At 70.4% G+C, this 18,620-nt stretch carries 17 protein-coding genes; 6 read left to right on the top strand and 11 right to left on the bottom strand.

What is annotated here, in order from left to right; all coding sequences use genetic code 11:
- Window positions 1-38 precede the first annotated feature (38 nt).
- The 8 genes from ACFUCU_RS04440 to ACFUCU_RS04405 all read right to left on the bottom strand — a co-directional run bounded on the left by ACFUCU_RS04440 (window position 39) and on the right by ACFUCU_RS04405 (window position 8,449).
- Window positions 39-1,451, bottom strand: a complete 1,413-nt coding sequence (locus tag ACFUCU_RS04440) for an aminomethyl transferase family protein (protein ID WP_377970955.1) — start codon at window positions 1,449-1,451, stop codon at window positions 39-41.
- Window positions 1,452-1,512: 61 nt separating this feature from the next.
- Window positions 1,513-2,385 carry a formyltetrahydrofolate deformylase gene (purU, locus tag ACFUCU_RS04435; protein ID WP_377970954.1) on the bottom strand — a complete coding sequence of 291 codons (873 nt, stop codon included), beginning with the start codon at window positions 2,383-2,385 and terminating at the stop codon, window positions 1,513-1,515.
- Window positions 2,385-3,281 carry a methylenetetrahydrofolate reductase gene (locus ACFUCU_RS04430; RefSeq protein WP_290257176.1) on the bottom strand — a complete coding sequence of 299 codons (897 nt, stop codon included), beginning with the start codon at window positions 3,279-3,281 and terminating at the stop codon, window positions 2,385-2,387. Before ACFUCU_RS04430 ends, purU begins: the two co-directional genes overlap by 1 nt.
- Before the next feature lie 78 nt (window positions 3,282-3,359).
- Window positions 3,360-4,853, bottom strand: coding sequence for an aldehyde dehydrogenase family protein (locus ACFUCU_RS04425; RefSeq protein ID WP_377970953.1), 1,494 nt, complete (start codon window positions 4,851-4,853; stop codon window positions 3,360-3,362).
- A gap of 71 nt (window positions 4,854-4,924) precedes the next feature.
- Entirely contained in the window at window positions 4,925-5,884 is a 960-nt protein-coding gene (locus ACFUCU_RS04420; RefSeq protein ID WP_377970951.1) for a VOC family protein, read from the bottom strand.
- A 27-nt stretch (window positions 5,885-5,911) separates the two neighbouring features.
- Window positions 5,912-6,991 (bottom strand): 4-oxalomesaconate tautomerase, encoded by a 1,080-nt coding sequence (locus ACFUCU_RS04415; protein WP_377970949.1) that lies wholly within the window; start codon window positions 6,989-6,991, stop codon window positions 5,912-5,914.
- Window positions 6,984-7,688: a 4-carboxy-4-hydroxy-2-oxoadipate aldolase/oxaloacetate decarboxylase gene (locus ACFUCU_RS04410; RefSeq protein ID WP_377970947.1), complete on the bottom strand. Its 705-nt coding sequence runs from the start codon at window positions 7,686-7,688 to the stop codon at window positions 6,984-6,986. The genes ACFUCU_RS04415 and ACFUCU_RS04410 overlap by 8 nt, the downstream gene beginning before the upstream one ends.
- A 29-nt stretch (window positions 7,689-7,717) precedes the next feature.
- A complete protein-coding gene (locus ACFUCU_RS04405; protein ID WP_377970945.1) occupies window positions 7,718-8,449 on the bottom strand; it encodes a PIG-L deacetylase family protein in 732 nt (243 codons plus the stop codon).
- Window positions 8,450-8,607: 158 nt separating this feature from the next.
- Here ACFUCU_RS04405 and ACFUCU_RS04400 point away from each other — a divergent pair, with 158 nt between their 5' ends.
- Window positions 8,608-10,017 (top strand): aminomethyl transferase family protein, encoded by a 1,410-nt coding sequence (locus tag ACFUCU_RS04400; RefSeq protein WP_377970943.1) that lies wholly within the window; start codon window positions 8,608-8,610, stop codon window positions 10,015-10,017.
- A gap of 3 nt (window positions 10,018-10,020) precedes the next feature.
- On the opposite strand, the gene ACFUCU_RS04395 is transcribed toward ACFUCU_RS04400, so the two are convergent.
- The gene (locus ACFUCU_RS04395; protein ID WP_377970941.1) at window positions 10,021-10,689 is read right to left on the bottom strand and encodes a GntR family transcriptional regulator; all 669 of its coding nucleotides are present in this window, start codon (window positions 10,687-10,689) and stop codon (window positions 10,021-10,023) included.
- A gap of 92 nt (window positions 10,690-10,781) precedes the next feature.
- Here ACFUCU_RS04395 and ACFUCU_RS04390 point away from each other — a divergent pair, with 92 nt between their 5' ends.
- Window positions 10,782-11,555 (top strand): DUF1932 domain-containing protein, encoded by a 774-nt coding sequence (locus ACFUCU_RS04390; protein WP_377970939.1) that lies wholly within the window; start codon window positions 10,782-10,784, stop codon window positions 11,553-11,555.
- A 56-nt stretch (window positions 11,556-11,611) separates the two neighbouring features.
- On the opposite strand, the gene ACFUCU_RS04385 is transcribed toward ACFUCU_RS04390, so the two are convergent.
- Window positions 11,612-11,848: a hypothetical protein gene (locus tag ACFUCU_RS04385; protein ID WP_290257186.1), complete on the bottom strand. Its 237-nt coding sequence runs from the start codon at window positions 11,846-11,848 to the stop codon at window positions 11,612-11,614.
- A gap of 140 nt (window positions 11,849-11,988) precedes the next feature.
- Between ACFUCU_RS04385 and ACFUCU_RS04380 the strand changes: the two genes are divergently transcribed.
- On the top strand, window positions 11,989-13,056 hold the full coding sequence (locus tag ACFUCU_RS04380) for an ATP-dependent DNA ligase (RefSeq protein WP_377970937.1): 1,068 nt from the start codon (window positions 11,989-11,991) through the stop codon (window positions 13,054-13,056).
- 140 nt (window positions 13,057-13,196) lie between these two features.
- Here ACFUCU_RS04380 and ACFUCU_RS04375 read toward each other — a convergent pair whose 3' ends face one another.
- Window positions 13,197-14,516 carry an MFS transporter gene (locus tag ACFUCU_RS04375; RefSeq protein ID WP_377970935.1) on the bottom strand — a complete coding sequence of 440 codons (1,320 nt, stop codon included), beginning with the start codon at window positions 14,514-14,516 and terminating at the stop codon, window positions 13,197-13,199.
- A gap of 384 nt (window positions 14,517-14,900) precedes the next feature.
- Between ACFUCU_RS04375 and ACFUCU_RS04370 the strand changes: the two genes are divergently transcribed.
- The 3 genes from ACFUCU_RS04370 to ACFUCU_RS04360 all read left to right on the top strand — a co-directional run bounded on the left by ACFUCU_RS04370 (window position 14,901) and on the right by ACFUCU_RS04360 (window position 18,569).
- Window positions 14,901-15,641 (top strand): IclR family transcriptional regulator, encoded by a 741-nt coding sequence (locus ACFUCU_RS04370; RefSeq protein WP_290257313.1) that lies wholly within the window; start codon window positions 14,901-14,903, stop codon window positions 15,639-15,641.
- A gap of 124 nt (window positions 15,642-15,765) precedes the next feature.
- Window positions 15,766-16,647 carry a shikimate dehydrogenase gene (locus ACFUCU_RS04365; RefSeq protein WP_377970934.1) on the top strand — a complete coding sequence of 294 codons (882 nt, stop codon included), beginning with the start codon at window positions 15,766-15,768 and terminating at the stop codon, window positions 16,645-16,647.
- The gene (locus tag ACFUCU_RS04360; protein WP_377970932.1) at window positions 16,647-18,569 is read left to right on the top strand and encodes a bifunctional sugar phosphate isomerase/epimerase/4-hydroxyphenylpyruvate dioxygenase family protein; all 1,923 of its coding nucleotides are present in this window, start codon (window positions 16,647-16,649) and stop codon (window positions 18,567-18,569) included. Before ACFUCU_RS04365 ends, ACFUCU_RS04360 begins: the two co-directional genes overlap by 1 nt.
- The last annotated feature ends 51 nt before the right edge of the window (window positions 18,570-18,620 follow it).

The raw sequence follows: 18,620 nt of genomic DNA, 5'->3' as shown, positions 1-18,620 counted from the left end.
CAGGGCGTGTACCGCCCCCTCGACCCGGGGCTCCCAGCCTAGGCGGGCTGGTAGTTGGTGCGCCAGCCGCCCTGGTACGTCGCGCGCGCCACGGTGGAGTAGGGGACCGGGCTGACGACGGCGCGGACCTCGGTCTGCTCGTGCGGCTCGACGGCGGCCTTCGCGGTGCCGCCGTTCGGCTCGCCCCAGACCACCTTCAGTTCGGTGCCCTCCGGGACGTTCGGGTCGATCGTGGCCAGGGACAGCGCCCGGCGTTCGTTCGCGCTGTAGCCCGTGAACATCGAGTAGCCCACCACGGTGCCGTCGGCGTCGACCACGGAGTCGTAGTTGGCCGAGCCGTAGTTCGCCAGCGGCAGGTCGAAGAACTTGTAGCTGGGGCCCTCCACGTTGAAGAGCGAGGCGTAGATCTTCGTGATGTCCTCCGCGTCCCAGGCCAGCGTGACCTTGCGGCGCTGCGCGGCGGGGTCCATCTTCTCCAGCGCGTCGCGGCCGATGAAGTCGTGGTCGAACTTTACGAAGGAGCCGTAGCCCAGCTCCCAGGGGGTCAGGTAGTAGTCCTCGATCCGGTCCGAGACGAAGGACCCGGCCAGGGTGCCGGTGGCCTCGTAGCCGTCCGCCGGCAGCCACTCGCGGTAGCCGCGCTCGGCCTCGCCGGTATAGATGGCCGGCAGCGGGGAGGGGATCCAGCCGGATTCCAGGGTGTTGGAGGGATAGGCGCGGGAGCCCACCGGGACCAGCCCGAACTCGGCGCCGGCGGCCACGATCGCGTCGCGGATCCGGTCGTGGTCCGCGTACGGTCCCCACACCTCCAGGCCCGGGGCGCCGGCCATGCCGTGGCGGAGGGTCCGGACGGTGGTGCCGTCGATCGTCATGGTGGACATGTTGAAGAACTTCAGCTGCTCCAGCGGGCCGCCGTTGAGCTTCTCGATCACTTGCCAGGCGTTCGGGCCCTGGATCTGGAAGCGGTAGTACTGCCGGGACACCCCGTGGCCGTAGGGGCGCGACGGAGAGCGGCGGTCCACCCGGATGTCCAGGTTGCCGTAGCCGCCGGTTTCGCCGTGGTAGAGCAGCCAGTTCGCGGCCGGGGCGCGGCCCACGTAGACGTATTCGTCCTCGCCCTCCCTGAAGAGGATGCCGTCGCCGATCACGTGGCCCGATTCGGTGGTCGGGACGTACTGCTTGGCCTTGTTGACCGGGAACACGGCGGTGGAGTTGATGGCGGTGGCGGAGATCAGCTTGATCGCGTCCGAGCCGGACATGAACAGGTTGTCCATGTGGTGGGACTGGTCGTACAGCACGGCCGTCTGGCGCCAGGCGGTCTGTTCCTTAATCCAGTTCTGGAAGTCGGCGGGGACCACCGGATAGATGTAGGAGCCGATCTGCGAGTTGCGGAGCAGGTCGACGGCGCCGCGGGATGCGTCGAGGACTTCCTGCAGATTCTTCGGTGCCACAATGAACCTCTTTTTCTGTCGGGATTTCGGGGGTCTGGGGGAGTTTGGAAGTCAGAGGGGGTCAGAACACGATGGTCTGGTTGCCGTGCCGGATGATCCGGTCCTCGGCGTGCCACTGCACCGCGCGGGAGAGCACGGCCCGTTCGACGTAGGCGCCGCGGGCCTGCAGGTCCGCCGCGGAGTGGGCGTGGGTCACGCGGGCGACGTCCTGTTCGATGATCGGGCCCTCGTCCAGGTCCTTGGTGACGTAGTGCGAGGTCGCGCCGATCAGCTTCACGCCGCGTTCCTTGGCCTTGCGGTACGGCGCGGCGCCGACGAAGGCGGGCAGGAAGGAGTGGTGGATGTTGATCAGCGGAACGCCCGCCCGGTCCAGGAACTCCGGGGAGAGGATCTGCATGTAGCGGGCCAGCACCACGAAGTCGACGTTTCCGGCCAGCAGCTTCAGGATCTCGCCCTCGGCCGCGGACTTGTCCGCGCCGGCGGAGGGCACGTGGAAGAACGGCACCCCGAAGGAGCGCACGTCCTCGGCGGTGTTGGTGTGGTTGGAGATCACCATCGGGATGGAGACGGGCAGCTCGCCGCGGCGGTGCCGCCAGAGCAGCTCCAGCAGGCAGTGGTCCGAGGTGGAGACCAGGATGGCCATCCGCTTGGGCACTGACCGGTCCGTCAGGGTCCACTGCAGGCCGAGCGGGCCCAGGGTCTTCGTCAGGTCGGCCTCGATTTCCGGCAGGGCGGCGGCCAGGTCGGGGCGGTTGAACACCACCCGCTGGAAGAAGTCGCCGGAGCTGGGATCGGAGGAGTACTGGTCCAGGGAGACGATGTTTCCCCGGCTGCGGGTCACCAGGGCCGCTACCGCGGCGACGATGCCGGGCTGGTCCGGGCCGTGGACAATCAGGCAGGCCTGGTCCCGGAGCGACTCCGTGTGCGGTGCCATCAGGGGCGCCCGGCGGTGAACTGCCGGACCCAGTCGGCCGTGGCCAGCAGGCCGCCGAACGTGTAGAAGTGCAGGCCCACGCGGCCGACGGCGGGGTCCTGCGGCCCGGAGGTGCGCTCGGCGAGCTCTGCGGCCAGGTCGTTGACGAACCGGTCCGGCCCGGCGTCGCCCATCAGGTTGGTCAGGGAGAAGCCGTACTTCTTGACGATCATGGCGTTGGCGCCGACGCCGAAGCGGCGGGCGAAGCCGAGGAGCCGCTTGATGCCGGCCGGACCGGGTGTTCCTACCCGGATCTCGGCATTGACGCCGTCGGCGCGCAGGCCGGTGATCCAGTCGGCGACCGGGTCGGTGTCGAAGGCGAACTGGGTGAGGATGACGGCGTCGAGCTCCTGCTCCGCGAGGGCGGCGGTCTTGTCCGCCAGGGCCCGGGCGAGCACGTCCTTGGCGATGTCCGGGTGGCCCTCGGGGTAGCCGCCGATCCCCACCTGGCGCACCCCGTACTGCTGCAGCACGCCGCTCCGGATCACGCCGAGGGAGTCCTCGAAGGGCCCCTCGGGGGTGGCCGGGTCGCCGCCGACGGCGAAGATGTGCTCGCTGGCGCCGACGTCCTGGAGCCGGGCCAGGAATTCCTCGAGCTGTTCCAGGGAGCGGAGCCGGCGGGCGGAGATGTGCGGGACGGGAACGAATCCGAGCTCCCGGACGGCCTTCGCCGCGGCCACCCGCATTTCCAGGTCCTCGTTGCCGAGGAAGGTGACGTTGATGCGGGTGCCCGGCGGGATGTGGTCCTTGGCCTCGTGCAGGGCCGGCACGTCCTTGCCGGTCATCTCGAGCGAGAAGTCGCGGATCAGTTCCAGGGAAGCCGCCCGGTTGGCCGCGGGCGTGGTTCGGTTCGCCATCAGGAAGTCCTTTCCGTGGGTGCGACGGTGCACCCACGGCCGACTTTACCTATGTGCATAGGGACTGTCTATAGGTAATTAACTCCCGGCGGCGTCTTCCGGCTGCAGGTGGGCGATGGACCGGGTGTCCTGGAATGCCCGGACGCCCTCGATGCCCTGTTCGCGGCCCATGCCGGACTGTTTCATGCCGCCGAAGGGGGCGCGCAGGTCCAGCCGGGTGGCGCCGTGGTCGTTGACCCAGACGTAGCCGCAGACCAGCCGGGCACCCACCCGGTTGGCGGTGGCGGGGTCGGCGGTCCAGACGGAGCCGCAGAGGCCGGCCCAGGTGGCGTTGGCGGCTTCCACGGCCTCGTCTTCGGTGTCGAAGGGCAGGAGCGGGATGACCGGGCCGAACTGCTCCTCGGTCACCACCCGCAGGGACGGATCCGGGTCGATCACCAGCGCCGGGCGGAGGAAGTTCCCGCCGCGCAGCTCCGGGTCCTCCGGCAGGGTGCCGTATTCGCGGACGTCCGCCCCGGCGGCCGTGGCCTCTTCGATCAGCCCGGCCACGAACTCCTTCTGGGCGGGGGAGTGCAGCGGCCCCATGGTGGTGCCCTCGTTCAGGCCGTAGCCGATCACGGCCCGCTCCAGCCGGGCGGCGAGCCCGTCGACCACCTCGTCCAGCCGGGAGCGGTGGACGTAGATGCGCTTGGCGTTCATGCAGATCTGGCCGGTGGTGTCGAAGATGGCGGCGTACAGCCGGTCCAGGTGGGTGTCGTCCAGGATGGCGTCGGCCAGGATGACGGCGGCGTCGTTGCCGCCCAGTTCCAGGGTCACCCGGGTCAGCGCCTTCGAGGCCATCTCCATGATCCGCTTGCCGCCGGCGACGCTGCCGGTGAAGCAGACTTTGGCGACGTCCGGGCTGCTGATCAGGGCGGACATGTCCGCGTCCTTGCCGGTGACGACGTTGAGCACGCCCGGCGGCAGCTTCTCCGCGATCCTCTGCACCACCCGGGTGGTGGCCAGTGGCGCCGTGGGCGGCGGCTTCACGATGGCGGTGTTCCCGGCCAGGAGCGCGTGCGGCAGCGAGGCCGCGAGGATGGCGATGGGCCAGTTGAACGGCACGATCACGGTCACCACGCCGAGCGGTTGGTAGGCGACGGTGGTGGAGACGGGGATGCCCGGCGCCGGCGGGAGCACCTTGGTGGCGTCCACCTCCGCCGCGAGGGCGAGGGCCAGGTTCCAGCGGATCTCGAAGACCAGCGAGTCCACCCAGGCCTCCATCCGGATCTTGCCGTTCTCGCGGGAGAGCACGGCGGCGTCCTCGTCGCGGTGTTCGGCGATCCCCTCGAGTGCGGCCCGCATCGTGTCGGCGCGCTGCTCCGCGGTCAGGGCCGCCCAGGCCGGGAAGGCGGCCTTCGCGGCGGCCACGGCGTCGTCGACGTCGTCGGCGGAGGCCGCGGCGGCGTGCCCCACGACGGCGCCCGGCTTGCCGGGGTCGGCGATCTCCAGGGTCTGCCCGGCCCGGCGTTCCCGGCCCCCGATGTAGAGGCCGGTGGTGACCGGGGCGGCGGTGTCGGTGGTACTGGTCATGGCGGCGCACCTCTCTGTGCTGTTGTGCTGTGAGCTGTACTGGGTGGACTGCGTGGTTTCCGGTGTGTGGGTCAGGCGTCGGCGGAGACGTTCGGGGTGCCGTGGGTGTGGAAGGTTTCGATGGTCTTCATGCCCCAGGCCTGGCCCTTCTTGCGCTCCTCCTGGGTCCATTCCACCACCGGGGAGTCGGGATCCAACAGGAGCCGGGCGCCCGCGTTCGCGAATTCGATCCGGTTCCCGCCGGGCTCCCAGACGTAGAGGAAGAAGGTCTGGTTAATGGCGTGCTTGTGCGGGCCGGACTCGATGTGGATGCCGTTCTCCAGGAAGATATCCGCGGCCTTGAGGATGTCCTCGCGGGTGTCCGGGGCGAACGCGACGTGGTGCAGCCGGTTGCCGTGCTTGAGCCAGTCGTCGGAGTAGACCACGTCGTAGGACTTGTTGTTGAAGTGGAACCACCACGCCGCGTAGCCGCCGTCGTCGAGCTTGATCCGCTCGCTCTCCCGGCCGCAGAGGGCGTGCGCCACGAACTCGCCGTTGGCCACCACGTCCTTGGCCAGGTAGTTGATGTGGTCCAGCCGGCGCGCGTTGACGCCGCGGCCGGGGAAGGCCGAGGCCTGGTTCTTCAAGGCCGGCCTGTCGTCGGTGGCGACATAGCGCTCGGTCTCGTAATAGAGGGCCATGCTGTGCCCGTCCGGGTCGCGGAACATGTAGGTCGGCCCGGTCCCCACCTCCCCGTCCACCCAGCCGGCCCCCAGGCCCATGGCCTCGATCGCGGCGACCCGGCGCTCCAGCGCGGCCTGGCTGCTGGCCCGGAAGGAAGTGCGGCCCACACCTGCGTCGGCGGATTCGGTGAGCTTGATCGTGTAGAGCTGGTATTCGTCCCAGGTGCGCAGGTACACGGACCGGGCGGCCTCGGCGACGACGCGCATGGCCAGCAGGTCCCGGAAGAACCACAGGCTTTTGTCGAAGGTGGGGGTCAGCAGCTCCACATTCCCCAGGTGGGCGACGTCGAACGAGGTGTACTCGGTCACGGGGCAGTCCTCTCGTAGCGGTGGTGGTCAGGGCCGGGGGCGCGGGAAGACCCGCCCGTCGAAGATCTTGCGGGCGGTGCGCAGCGCCGCCGAGCGGGTCACGGTGATCCCGTCCGGGCCGGCGGCCAGGCCCACCTCGACGTCGAAGTGGCCCGTCGGGTGCTCGATCCGGCACGGGTCGCCGGGCCCGGGCAGGGCGGCCAAGCCGTGGCCCACAGACCCGTCCGCCAGGATCCCGGCCGTCACGGTCAGCGCGCCGAGCACCCCGATGGAGGTGTGCACCCGCACCGGCAGGAAGCTGCGGGTGGTGACGGTGCCGCCGTTCCGGGGCGGGGAGAGCAGCACCAGCTTCGGCACCGTTGCCTTACTGACGTCGCCCATTCCCATCAACGTGGCAGCGTTCTTACGGAGCCCGGCCAGCCGGTCCGCCAGCGTGGCGTCCGCCTCGAGCTCCGCCGGGGATTCGTCGCCGGCCAGGCCCAGGTCCGCGGCGCGCAGCAGCACGCTCGGCATCCCGTTATCCACGCAGGTCACGGCCAGGCCGTCCACGGTGTCCAGCACCCGTCCGGTGGGGAACAGCGCCCCGGTGGAGGACCCGGCGGTGCCCTCGAAGTTCAGCCGGACCGGCGCCGCGGTGCCGGGGACGCCGTCGATGGCGAGGCCGCCGTCGTACCCGGGCCGGCCGCCCGGGGTGGGGAAGGCGGCGGTGGCGAGGCTGCCGGTGTTGAGCATTCGGATCCGGACCTCGGTGTTTTCAGCGCCGGCGCGCACCAGGCCGCGTTCCACGGCGAAGGGGCCCACGCCGGCCAGCAGGTTGCCGCAGTTCTGCCGGCTGCTGACCATCGCCTCGTCGACGCCCACCTGCAGGAACAGGTAATCCACCTCCGCGTCCCCGTCCGGGGAGGGGGACACGACGGCCACCTTGCTGGTCAGCGGGTGCGCCCCGCCGAGGCCGTCGATCTGCCGGGGGTCGGGGCTGCCCATGATCCGCAGCAGCAGGGCATCCCGCTCCTCCGGGCCGGCGGGAAGGTCGGAGGCCAGGAAGTAGGCCCCCTTCGAGGTGCCGCCGCGCATCAGCAGGCACGGAATGCCCTCGGTCTCAGCCATCCCCGGACTCATATTCCGCAGCGGTTATATACCGGACGCCGAGCCCGTCGAGGAGGCCGCGCAGCTTGTTGCGGTCCAGGCTCAGCCCGCCGGTGGAGTAGTCGGCGCGTGAATCGGCCTCCTTGGCCGCCCGGGCGTCGGCGGCCCGCAGCGCCTCCGCAGCCTCCGTCCGCGGCACGCACAGCACGCCGTCGTCGTCGGCGATGACCACGTCACCGGGGCGCACCACGGTCCCGCCGATGGCGACGGGGACGTTCACCGAACCGGCCGTGGCCTTCACCGTGCCCTGGGCGTTGACGGCCGCGGCCCAGGCCGGGAAGCCCAGGGCCCGCAGCTCGGCCACGTCCCGGACGCCGCCGGTGGTCACCAGCCCGCGAACCCCGCGGTGCCGCAGCGCAGTGGCGAAGAGTTCGCCGAAGGACCCGTCCAGGGAGGGGGAGGTGGTGGTCACCACCAGGATGTCACCCTCGCGGCACTGTTCGACGGCGGCATGGATCATCAGGTTGTCGCCGGGCCAGCAGAGCACGGTCACGGCGGTGCCGGCGATCCGCTCGCCGTCCTGGATGGGGCGAAGGCCGGGGCCGAGGAGCCCCGTGCGGCCCATGGCCTCGTGCACGGTGGCGACCCCGTGCGCCCCGAGCCGGTCCGCTACACCGGCGTCGGCCCGTTCGATCCCGGTGACCACGACGGTCCTCATGCCGCCACCCCTCTCATTCCCGCGGTGCTTCAGGCCAGGACATCGGTGACCTGGGGGTAGTAGCGCATGTAGGCCTCGCCGCGGGTGTCCACCGGCAGCCCGAGGTTCGGCCCGGCGTTGCGCTTGACCTGGACCCCGCGGCGGACGGCCAGGGAGCTGTAGTACTCCCACATGTGCTGCTGGGCGGGCAGGCATTTCATGGCGCGTTCCTTGGCCGGGAATGCCGCGGTGATGTCCAGCAGGATGTCGGGCTTGAAGTCGCACTGCTCCGGCTGGTGCGGTTCGAAGAAGAACACCGGGGGTGCCCCGAGCACCTCGCCGGGGGCGTCGTAGCCGATCGCCTGGGCCAGGATCCGGGCCTCGATCGCCAGCCGGGCCGCCGCCGGGTGGTCCCCGTTGTAGGGGTCCAGCAGCGGGTGGGTCAGCACCACGGTGGGCTGGATCCGGCGGTAGATCCGCACCAGCGTGTCCAGCAGTTCGCGGCTGGGCTGCAGCGGGTAGTCGCCGGCGTCCAGGAACTCGATCTCGGCGCCGAGCGCGGCCGCCGCGGCCTCCGCCTCGGACCGGCGCAGCTCCTTGATCTCCTCGAGCGACTTGCCGGCGAGCCACTGGCTCGCGGACTCGCCCCGCTCACCGTAGGAGAGGCAGACGACGACGGCGCGGTCCCCCCGGGCGGTGGCGGCGGCGATCGCGCCCCCGGCCCGCCAGACGAAATCCCCGGCGTGCGCGCTGACCACCAGCACCGTTCCTGGCATGCCCATGTCTCGGTCCTCTCCGGTTCGCTCCGCGGACAGTGTCAGACAACCACGCTCTGGCAGACCGGTCAATACATCCCATACAATTTTGTTAGCAATCCTGATTCCAGATCCGTACGGCGATCGCGGCCACGGTTGCGGCCCGCTATCAAAGGAGATAACCGATGGCCCAGAAGTCCCTGCAGGATGTCCTCGACGCGGCCGGCAACACCGTGGAGCACCTCCGCAACTCCCAGCTCGGCACCTACATCTACCCGGTGGTGCCGGCGGAGTTCACCAACTGGCGGCGCGAGCAGCGGGCCTGGCGGGAGACCGCCGTCCTCTACGACCAGTCGCACCACATGGTGAACTTCTTCATCACGGGCCCGGATGCGCTGAGGCTCCTCTCGGACACCGGCATCAACAGCTTCGCCAATTTCCCGGTCAACACCGCCAAACAGTTCGTCCCCACCGCCTCCAACGGCGGCGTGATCGGCGACGGCATCCTCTTCCACCAGGCCGAGAACGAATTCGTCTACGTCGGCCGGGCGCCGGCGGCGAACTGGCTGCAGTTCCACGCCGAGACCGGCGGCTACGACGTCGAATGCCGGTACGACGACCGGTCCCCGTCGCGGCCCTACGGCCAGGCCGTCCAGCGTGAGTACTACCGGTTCCAGATCCAGGGCCCGAACGCCTGGCAGATCATCGAAAAGCTCAACGGCGGCAGGCTGGAACAGGTCAGGTTCTTCCACATGGGGCAGTTGGAGATCGCCGGGGAGCAGGTCCGCACGCTGCGCCACGGCATGGCCGGCGCCCCGGGCCTGGAAATCTGGGGACCCTACGCCCAGCACGGCAGGATCCGCGACGCGGTGCTGGAAGCCGGCGCGGAATTCGGCATCGAACCCTGCGGATCCCGGGCCTACTCCTCCAATACCCTGGAGTCCGGCTGGATCCCCTCGCCCCTGCCGGCCATCTACAGCAGCGACGCCGAGCGCGCTTACCGGCAGTGGCTGCCCGCCGCCAGCTACGAGGCCACCAATGCCCTGGCCGGATCGTTCGTCTCGGACAGCATCGAGGACTACTACCTGACCCCCTGGGAGCTCGGTTACGGCTCCTTCGTGAAGTTCGACCACGACTTCATCGGCCGGGATGCCCTGGAGCGGATCGACCCGTCGTCCCAGCGGCGCAAGGTCACCCTGGCCTGGAATGACGAGGACCTGGCAAGGATCTGGGCCTCCTTCCTGGACCGGGACACCCCCGGCTACCAGTTCTTCGACCTCCCCAACGCCAACTACGGCTCCTCAAACTATGACTCCGTGGTGGACGCGGACGGCACCCCGGTGGGGCTCTCGCTCTTCACCGGCGTCTCGGCCAACGAACGCCGCGGCCTGTCCCTGGCCACCGTTGACGCGAACGTCGAGGCCGGCACCGAGGTGAGGGTGATCTGGGGCGAACCCGGCGGCGGCTCCCGCAAGACCACCGTGGAACCGCACGAGCAGCTCAGTGTGCGCGCCGTCGTCAGCCCGGTGCCCTACGCCGTGACGGCCCGGACCGAGTACCACGGCGGCTGGCGCACCGCCGGCGCCGCCCGCTAGGGGTCAGGCCGGCGGGAGATCGCGGAGGGCCGCGATGACGCTGAGCAGGTGGCTGCGCACCGCCTGCTCGGCGGCGTCCGGATCCCGGGCGACGACGGCGTCGATGATCGCGGCGTGCTCCAGCACGGAAACCTTGGCCCGCTGCGGCCGGGAGGAGAGCTTGAACTGGTGCCGGACGCTCTGGGCGTGCAGCCGGGCCAGGACCTCCGCGGCGATCGTGTGATGGCTCAGTTCCCGGATCCGGTTGTCCAGCGAGAGGTTCAGCCGGGAGTACTCCACCAGGTCACCCTCGGCGACGGACTCGACCATCCTGGCCCGGAGGTCCAGCAGTTCGGCGGCGTCCCGGTCGCTGAGCGCGGCCGCGGTCTTCGCGGCACACAGGCCCTCGACGCCGATCCGCACCTCCAGGATCTCGATCGCCTCCTCCACCGAGATGGCACGCACCCGGGAGCCGCGGTTGGGCAGCCGCTCCACCAGGCCCTCGCCGGCCAGCTCCAGCAGCGCGGTGCGCACCGTGGCCCGGCTGGCGGCGAAGACTCCGCTCAGGTCGGCCTCGATCAGCCGCTGGTTGGGGGCGTACTCGCCGCGGATGATCGCCCCGCGGATCAGGTCCGTCACCCGGGTGTCCGCGGCGGGCCCGGCCACCGCGGGACTCTCAGCTGCTGGTGCCATATGAACTCAACCCCCGGAATCGGACTGCGGCAGACCCCGGATCCGGGACCATATTGTCTACAATCTTAGAAGCATCGAAGGGGTGGGTCCGCATGCGCGTCGCCGTACTCGGCCTGGGGGAAGCCGGAAGCATCTATGCCGCGGACCTCGCCGGGCTGGGCGTGCCCGTCGCCGGCGTCGACCCCCGGGTGGCCGCGACACCGCCGGGCGTGTTCCGGGCTGCTTCCGTGGCGGAGGCGGTGCGGGGCGCGTCCGTGGTCCTCAGCCTGGTGGGGGGAGCCGCCGCTGCGGAGGTTCTGGGCCAGGCGTTGCCCGCCTTGGGCCAGGACGCCCTCTACGCGGACCTGAACACCGCCGGGCCGGAGGCCAAACGGCGGTTGGCCCTGGCGGCCCGGGACGGCGGGGCGGGCTTCGTCGACGTCGCCGTCCTGGCCCCCGTGGCCCGCGCCCGGCTGGCCACCCCGCTGCTGCTGAGCGGCCCCGGCACGGAGGCGCTGCTGCCGGTGCTGGCGGGCTGGGGAATCCCGGCGGCCGGCGCGGGCGGCGAGGCGGGCGCGGCCGCCGGTTTGAAGCTGCTGCGCAGCGTATTTATGAAGGGCCTCGCGGCCGGGCTGATCGAGGCGGTGACGGCGGCCCGTGCGGTGGGCGCGGAGGAGTGGTTGACCGGGCAGATCGCCGCGGAGCTGGGCCCCGCCGGCCCTGCGCTGGTGTCGCGGCTGCTGGCGGGGACGCCGGTCCACGCGGTGCGGCGCGAGGCGGAGATGCGCGAGGCGCGGGCCTTCCTGGACACCCTCGGCGTGCCGCACCCGGTCACCGACGGCACCATCGAATGGCTGCACCTGCTGGCCGGGGGCAGTCCTGACTGACTACGCCCGCCGGCCGGTCGTGGGTCTCCGTTCCAGGCGGCGGTTGGATCCCCGGCTCAAGCGACGCGCCACAGGGTGCATTCGTCGGTATTGACGGCCTTGCGCATGCCGCTGTGCCGGTCCAGGATCCAGACGACGCCGATTCCCGGGGCCGTCTCCTGCACGCACCCGCGGCGGATGACGACGTCGTCGTAGTTCGGTCCCACCCGCAGGCGGGCCTCGATCTCATCCCCGCGCCGCACCTGCTCAAGGCTGCGGATTCGGACAACGTGCGCTGCGGCTTCCTTCAACATGGCGGGCCTCCCGGACTGGAGCTGATGCCTGGACCTGCGGGCACTTCCAGTGTGGGAGCCCATTGTTGCCGCCGCGTTTCGGTGCGGTAAGGAACGGGTTAGTTCTCGACGCCGGGCCGGGTGCAGGCAAGAATGGGCGCATGGACCTGCCCCTGATGCCTCCGGTCGCGCCGATGCTGGCCAAGGCCGTCCCCGCCCTCCCCGAGGGGGAGCTGAGCTTCGAACCCAAATGGGACGGTTTCCGCTCCATCATCTTCCGCGACGGGGACGAGGTGGAGATCGGCAGCCGCAACGGCAAACCGCTGACCCGCTACTTCCCGGAGCTGGTCGAGGCCTTGAAGCGGAACCTGCCGCCGCGCTGCGTCCTGGACGGGGAGGTGGTCCTGGTGGCGGGGGACAGGCTGGATTTCGACGCGCTGCAGCAACGGATCCATCCCGCGGCCAGCCGGGTCAAGCTGCTGGCCGGGCAGACTCCGGCCAGCTTCGTCGCCTTCGACCTGCTGGCCCTGGACGGCGAGGACTTCACCGGCCGGCCGTTCGCGGAACGCCGCGGGGCCCTGGAACGCGCGCTGGCCGCCAGCGGCGCGCCGGTGCACGTCACGGCCGCGACCCGGGACCGGGACACCGCGGAGCGCTGGTTCAACCAGTTCGAGGGCGCCGGCCTGGACGGGATCGTGGCCAAGGCCCTGGACTCGGTCTACCAGCCGGACAAGCGGACCATGTTCAAGGTCAAGCACCAGCGCACCGCGGACTGCGTCCTGGCCGGCTACCGGGTGCACACCTCCGGGCCGGACCGGGTGGGCTCGCTGCTGCTGGGGCTCTACGACGGCGAGGGGGTGCTGGCCAGCGTCGGGGTCGTGGGGGCCTTCCCGATGCAGCGCCGGAAGGAACTCTTCAAGGAACTCCAACCCCTGGTCACGGACTTCGCCGACCACCCCTGGGCCTGGGACCGGCAGGAGGACGGCACCCGCACCCCGCGCAACGCCGAGGGCAGCAGGTGGAGCGGCACCAAGGACCTCAGCTTCGTGCCGCTGCGGCCGGAGCGGGTGCTGGAGGTCAAGTACGACCACATGGAAGGGCCCCGGTTCCGGCACACCACCCAGTTCGTGCGGTGGCGGCCTGACCGGGACCCCCGGTCCTGCACCTACGCCCAGCTGGAGGAACCGGTCGGCTACGACCTGGCCGACGTGCTGGGCGCCGGCCGCTAGGCGTACGCTCCTCCCCGGTTACCTCGGCCCTCAGTGCCCCGACACGCCGGAAGGCCCGGCGTGTTCCGTGAACACACCGGGCCTTCCGGGTTTGTAACCGGGCGGGAACGTCCGCCCTGGCCTTTCAAACGGAGGCGGGCTCAGCGTAGGCCGAGCTCCTTGGTGGGGACCTTGAAGGTTTCCTTAGCGGTCAGCGCGGAGGCGGCGGCGATGACGCAGATGATGGCGGTAAAGATGGTGATCTGGACCCAGCCACCGGCCTTGATGCCACCCATCGCAGCCACGATCGCCGGGGCGAAGCCGGCCATCAGGAAGCCCAGCTGGGTGCCGATCGCCAGGCCGGAGAAGCGGACCTTGGTGCTGAACATCTCGGCGTAGAAGGAGGGCCAGACGGCGTTCGAGGCGGCGTAGCCGAAGGAGAAGAAGCCGATCGCGGCCAGGAACATCAGCGGGACGGAACCGGATTCGAGGCTGAGCAGGAACACCGGGGTCAGCACCGCGCTGGAGAGCGCGCCGTAGATGAAGACGGGCTTCCGGCCGATCCGGTCCGCGAGCTTGCCGAACAGCGGCTGGGTGCCCAGGGCCACCAGGTTCGCGCCGACCACTAACCAGAGGGTCACGGTGCCGTCCACGTTGGCGACGGTCTTGGCGTAGCTGATGGCCAGGGTGCCGAAGACGGTGGAGACGGCGGCGATGAACGCGCAGGCCACGACGCGGAGCACGTCACGCCAGTGGTGCTTGAGCAGGTCGGCCACCGGGATCTTGGAAATCTGGGCGCTCTTCTGGGCTTCCTCGAAGGCGGGCGGCTCGTGCAGGGTGCGGCGGATGAAGAACGCGACCACCACGACGACGGCGCTGAGCCAGAACGGGATGCGCCAGCCGATGCCGTACTTGACCTCGTCCGGCAGGGCGAGGACCGGGATGAAGACGAGGGCTGCGAGGATTTGGCCGCCCTGGGTGCCGGTGAGGGTCCAGGAGGTGAAGAAGGAACGGCGGTTGTCCGGGGCGTGCTCCAGCGTCATGGAGGAGGCGCCGGCCTGCTCGCCGGCGGCCGAGAGGCCCTGGCAGAGCCGGGCGATCACCAGGAGCACCGGGGCCCACCAGCCGACCGTCTTGAAGTCCGGCAGGCAGCCGATGACGAAGGTGGAGGCGCCCATCAGCACCAGCGTGAACATGAGGACCTTGCGGCGGCCCACCCGGTCACCGAAGTGGCCCAGGATGATGGCGCCCACCGGGCGGGCGATGTACGCGAAGCCGAAGGTCGCGAAGGACATGATGGCGGCGTTGGTGTCCGCGTCCGGGAAGAAGACCTTCGGGAAGATCAGGGCGGCGGCGGAACCGAAGATGAAGAAGTCGTAGTACTCGACGGCGCTGCCGAGGAAGCTGGCGAGGGCCGCCTTCTTCGGCGTGCCCGCCGGAGTGGCGGTGCCCGGCGTCGTAGTCGGGAGAGTCTGGCTCATGGTGTTCCTTCGGGGTGACGGCATTGTCGGGGATGGATCTGGGGGCCGTGCCGGCCGCTGGCTTCCCGGATGCGGCAGCCGATTGACCTGGAGTGGACCCTGTGAAGTAGCCGCATGGTGGGAGCTACTTGCGTGATGTAGCAAGCATGGCTGTGGGGCAGATCACTTGTCAAGGAAAATATTCACCATCTAGCAATAGCTCTCACAATGTGAGAACATCGAGTCATGAGTGTGAACCAGGACACAATGCCGGCCGCCGATCAGTCCGGCGCCGAAGCCGCCGCCGATTCCGTTGCCGAGCCGACCGCCGGGGCGGGTCCGGCAACAACCGCAGGAGCCGGTGCCGGGGCGGGTCCGGAAGCGGCCGCAGGCTCCCGCACCGACATGGTCGGCAAGGCCCTCGGGCTGCTGGTCCTGCTCGGCGACGAACCCCGCGGCGCCAGTGCCGCTGAACTGTCCCGCCGCGCCGAGCTGCCGTTCAGCACCACCTACCGGCTGCTGGGCTCGCTGACCCGGGACGGCTTCGTCGATTACGAGCCGGATGGCCGCCGCTATCACCTGGGCCTGCGGGTGTTCCAGCTGGGTCAGCGGGTATCGAACCACCACGGCTTCGCCGGCACCTCGCTGCCCATCCTGCGCCGGGTGACCGAGGAGACCGGGGAGGCCACCATCCTCTCCGTACGGGACGGCAACCACCACCTGACGGTGAACAAGGTGGATGGCCCGCAGACCTTCCGGGTGACCTCGGATCCCGGCCATCTGGGTGCGCTGCACACCACCTCCGTGGGGAAGGCGCTGGTTGCCTTCGCCGATGACGCCACCCGGAACCGGCTCCTGGAGGAACTCCCGCTCGATCCCCTGACGGAGCGGTCCATCACCGATCGCGGAGACTTCCGGGCCGAGATCGAGCAGGTCCGCCGCCAGGGTTACGCCACCATGGACGAGGAGAACGAGCTGGGCATGCGCGCCGTCGCCGTCCCCGTCTTCAACGCCCAGGGCCACGCCTTCGCCTCCCTGGCCACCGCCGTGCCGGTCTTCCGGATGAGCATGGAGGCCCTCGTGGCGCTGGTGCCCCTGCTGCAGGCGGCGGCCGCGGAACTCTCCGCCAGGCTGCCGCAGCAATAAATAAGTTCGTCATAAGAACACAAGTGCATTATGTGAACACTTGCAGTATTGTTACCCCTATCACTTTCCCCGCCGCCCCGAGCGGTGCGGCGGAGAGGGTGCCGTTGTCAAAGGAGCTAGACGGATGAGCAACCGAGCGGAGTCCTTCCTCATAGGCCTCGTGGGTGATGGCGTGACGCCCTCGCTCACGCCGCCCATGCATGAACGGGAGGGCGATGAGCAGGGCTTGCGCTACCTGTACCGGCCCATCGACCTGATCGAACTCGGCCTGCCCGGCACCGCCGTCGGTGATCTCCTCACCGGGGCCGCTCGGCTCGGCTTCAACGGCCTGAACATCACCCACCCCTGCAAGCAGCTGGTCATCGAGCACCTCGACGACCTCACCCCGGACGCCCGCCGGCTCGGTGCGGTCAACACCGTCACCATCCGGGACGGCCGGCTGACCGGCCACAACACCGACTGCTCCGGCTTTGCCGCGGCCCTGGCCGACGGGCTCCCCGACGCCACCCTGGACCGCGTGGTCCAGCTCGGCGCCGGCGGCGCGGGCTCCGCCGTCGCCTACGCCCTGCTCACCGGCGGCGTCCGTGAATTGGACCTGGTGGACACCGACCCCGCCCGCTGCGCCGCCCGCGCCGCCGAGCTGGCCGTCCTCTTCCCCGGCCGCACGGTCACGGCACGGACGACGGCGGAGCTGCCGGCCCTGATGCCGCGCGCCGACGGCCTGGTCCACTGCACCCCGGTGGGCATGGCCGCCCACCCGGGCCTGCCGCTGGACGCCGCGCTGCTGGAATCCCGGCACTGGGTGGCGGACATCGTCTACCGGCCGATCGAGACCGAGCTGGTCCGGGTGGCGCGGGAACGCGGCTGCGAGGTCCTCGACGGCGGCCGGATGGCCGTGGGCCAGGCCGCCGACGCCTTCCGCATCTTCACCGGCCGGGAACCGGACGCGGCCCGGATGCGCGGCCACTTCCTGGAACTCGTCGCCGCCGAGGAGGTGGCCGCCTGATGCGCACCGGAATCGCCACCGTCTGCCTCTCCGGCACCCTGCGGGAGAAGATGCAGGCCTGCGCCATCGCCGGCTTCGACGGGATCGAGATCTTCGAACAGGACCTGGTGACCTCGCCGCTGAGCCCGGAGGACATCCGCGCCATGGCCGCGGACCTGGGCCTCACCCTGGACCTCTACCAGCCGTTCCGCGACTTCGACAGCGTCCCGGAGGAGCTGCTGGCCGGCAACCTCCGCCGCGCCGGCGCCAAGTTCCGGCTGATGTCCCGGCTGGGCATGGACACCATGCTGGTCTGCTCCAACGTGGCCACCGCGTCGATCGACGACGACGACCTCCGGACCGAACAACTGGCCCGGCTCGCGGAGCTGGCCGGGGAGCACGGGGTCCGGGTGGCGTACGAGGCCCTCGCCTGGGGCCGCTACGTCAACGACTACGAGCACGCCCACCGACTGGTGGCCCGGGTTGACCACCCGAACCTGGGCACCTGCCTGGACTCCTTCCATATCCTCTCCCGGGACTGGGACACCGCACCGATCGAGGCGTTCGACCCGGAGAAGATCTTCTTCGTCCAGGTCGCAGACGCCCCCAAGCTGTCCATGGACGTGCTGTCCTGGAGCCGGCACCACCGCGTCTTCCCGGGCGAGGGACAGTTCGAGCTGGCCGAGTTCATGGGCCACGTGGTCCGCGCCGGCTACGCGGGACCGGTCTCGCTCGAGGTCTTCAACGACGTCTTCCGCCAGTCCGACGTCGAACGCACCGCCGTGGACGCAATGCGCTCGCTGATCTGGCTTGAGGAACAAAGCGCCAAGTGGCTCACCGGGAACGCGCCCGGCGCCGCCGCCGGCCGGCCCGCCCCGCGCCGGCACCCGATGGAGCTGGCCACGCTGCCGCGGGTGGCCGAACCCGCCGGGTTTAACTTCGCCGAGGTGCGCGCCACGGACACCGCCGCGCTGGAGAGCCTGCTGGGCCAGCTCGGTTTCGGCTTCAACGGCCGGCACCGCAGCAAGAACGTCCAGCTCTGGACCCTCGGCCAGGCCCGGATCATCATCAACGAGGACGCCCCGGCCCCGGCGGAAACCGCCATCGCCGCCGTCGGCTTCGACGTCGATTCGCCCGTGCTCGCCGCGGCCCGCGCCCGGCAGCTGAAGGCCCCCGCCGTGCCGCGCACCAGCCGCGCGGAGGAGGAGGTCTTCCAGGGCTTCGCCGCACCGGATTCCACCGAGATCTTCCTCTGCCAGGGCAGCCCGGACGGCACGGCCGCCTGGGTGGACGAGTTCGGCCCCGGCTACGCGGACGCCGCCGCGGAAGGGGCAACCGCCGGGTCCGGCGCCGTGATCGACCACGTCAACCTGGCCCAGCCCTGGCAGCACTTCGACGAGGCCGTCCTCTTCTACACCAGCGCCCTGGCGCTCCAGCCCCAGCCCTATGCCGAGGTGGCCAGCCCCACCGGGCTGGTCCGCTCGCAGGTCATGGCCACGGGCGACCGGGGCGTCCGGCTGGTACTCAACCTCGCCCCGCTGCACCAGCAGGAGGGCTCCACGGAGCCGGCCGGCGGGGGCCACGCGCCGCGCCGGACCTACCAGGAGCACATCGCGGTGGCCGTCGATGACCTGGTGGCCACCGCCCGCGCCGCCCGGGACCGGGGCCTGGACTTCCTGCGCATCCCGGCCAACTACTACGAGGACCTGGACGCCCGCTTCGACCTGGACCCGGAGTTCCTCGCCACCCTGCGCGAGCTGAACCTGCTCTACGACCGCGACGCCGACGGCGAGTTCCTGCACTTCTACACCGCCACCGTGGGCAGCGTGTTCTTCGAAATGGTCGAACGCCGCGGCCGCTACGACGGGTATGGTGCCCCCAACGCGCCGGTCCGCCACGCCGTCCAGTACGACCACCGGCACCAGCTGACCCGCACCTCCTGACCCGCACCTCCTGAACTCAACAGCCTGACCCGACCATCATCCGAGAATCAC

Source organism: Arthrobacter sp. NPDC057259 (assembly GCF_042668995.1).
In the GTDB taxonomy this organism is placed as follows: Bacteria; Actinomycetota; Actinomycetes; order Actinomycetales; family Micrococcaceae; genus Arthrobacter.
Note: the sequence above shows the minus strand (reverse complement) of the source record. Positions and strands in the feature narration are given on the sequence as shown.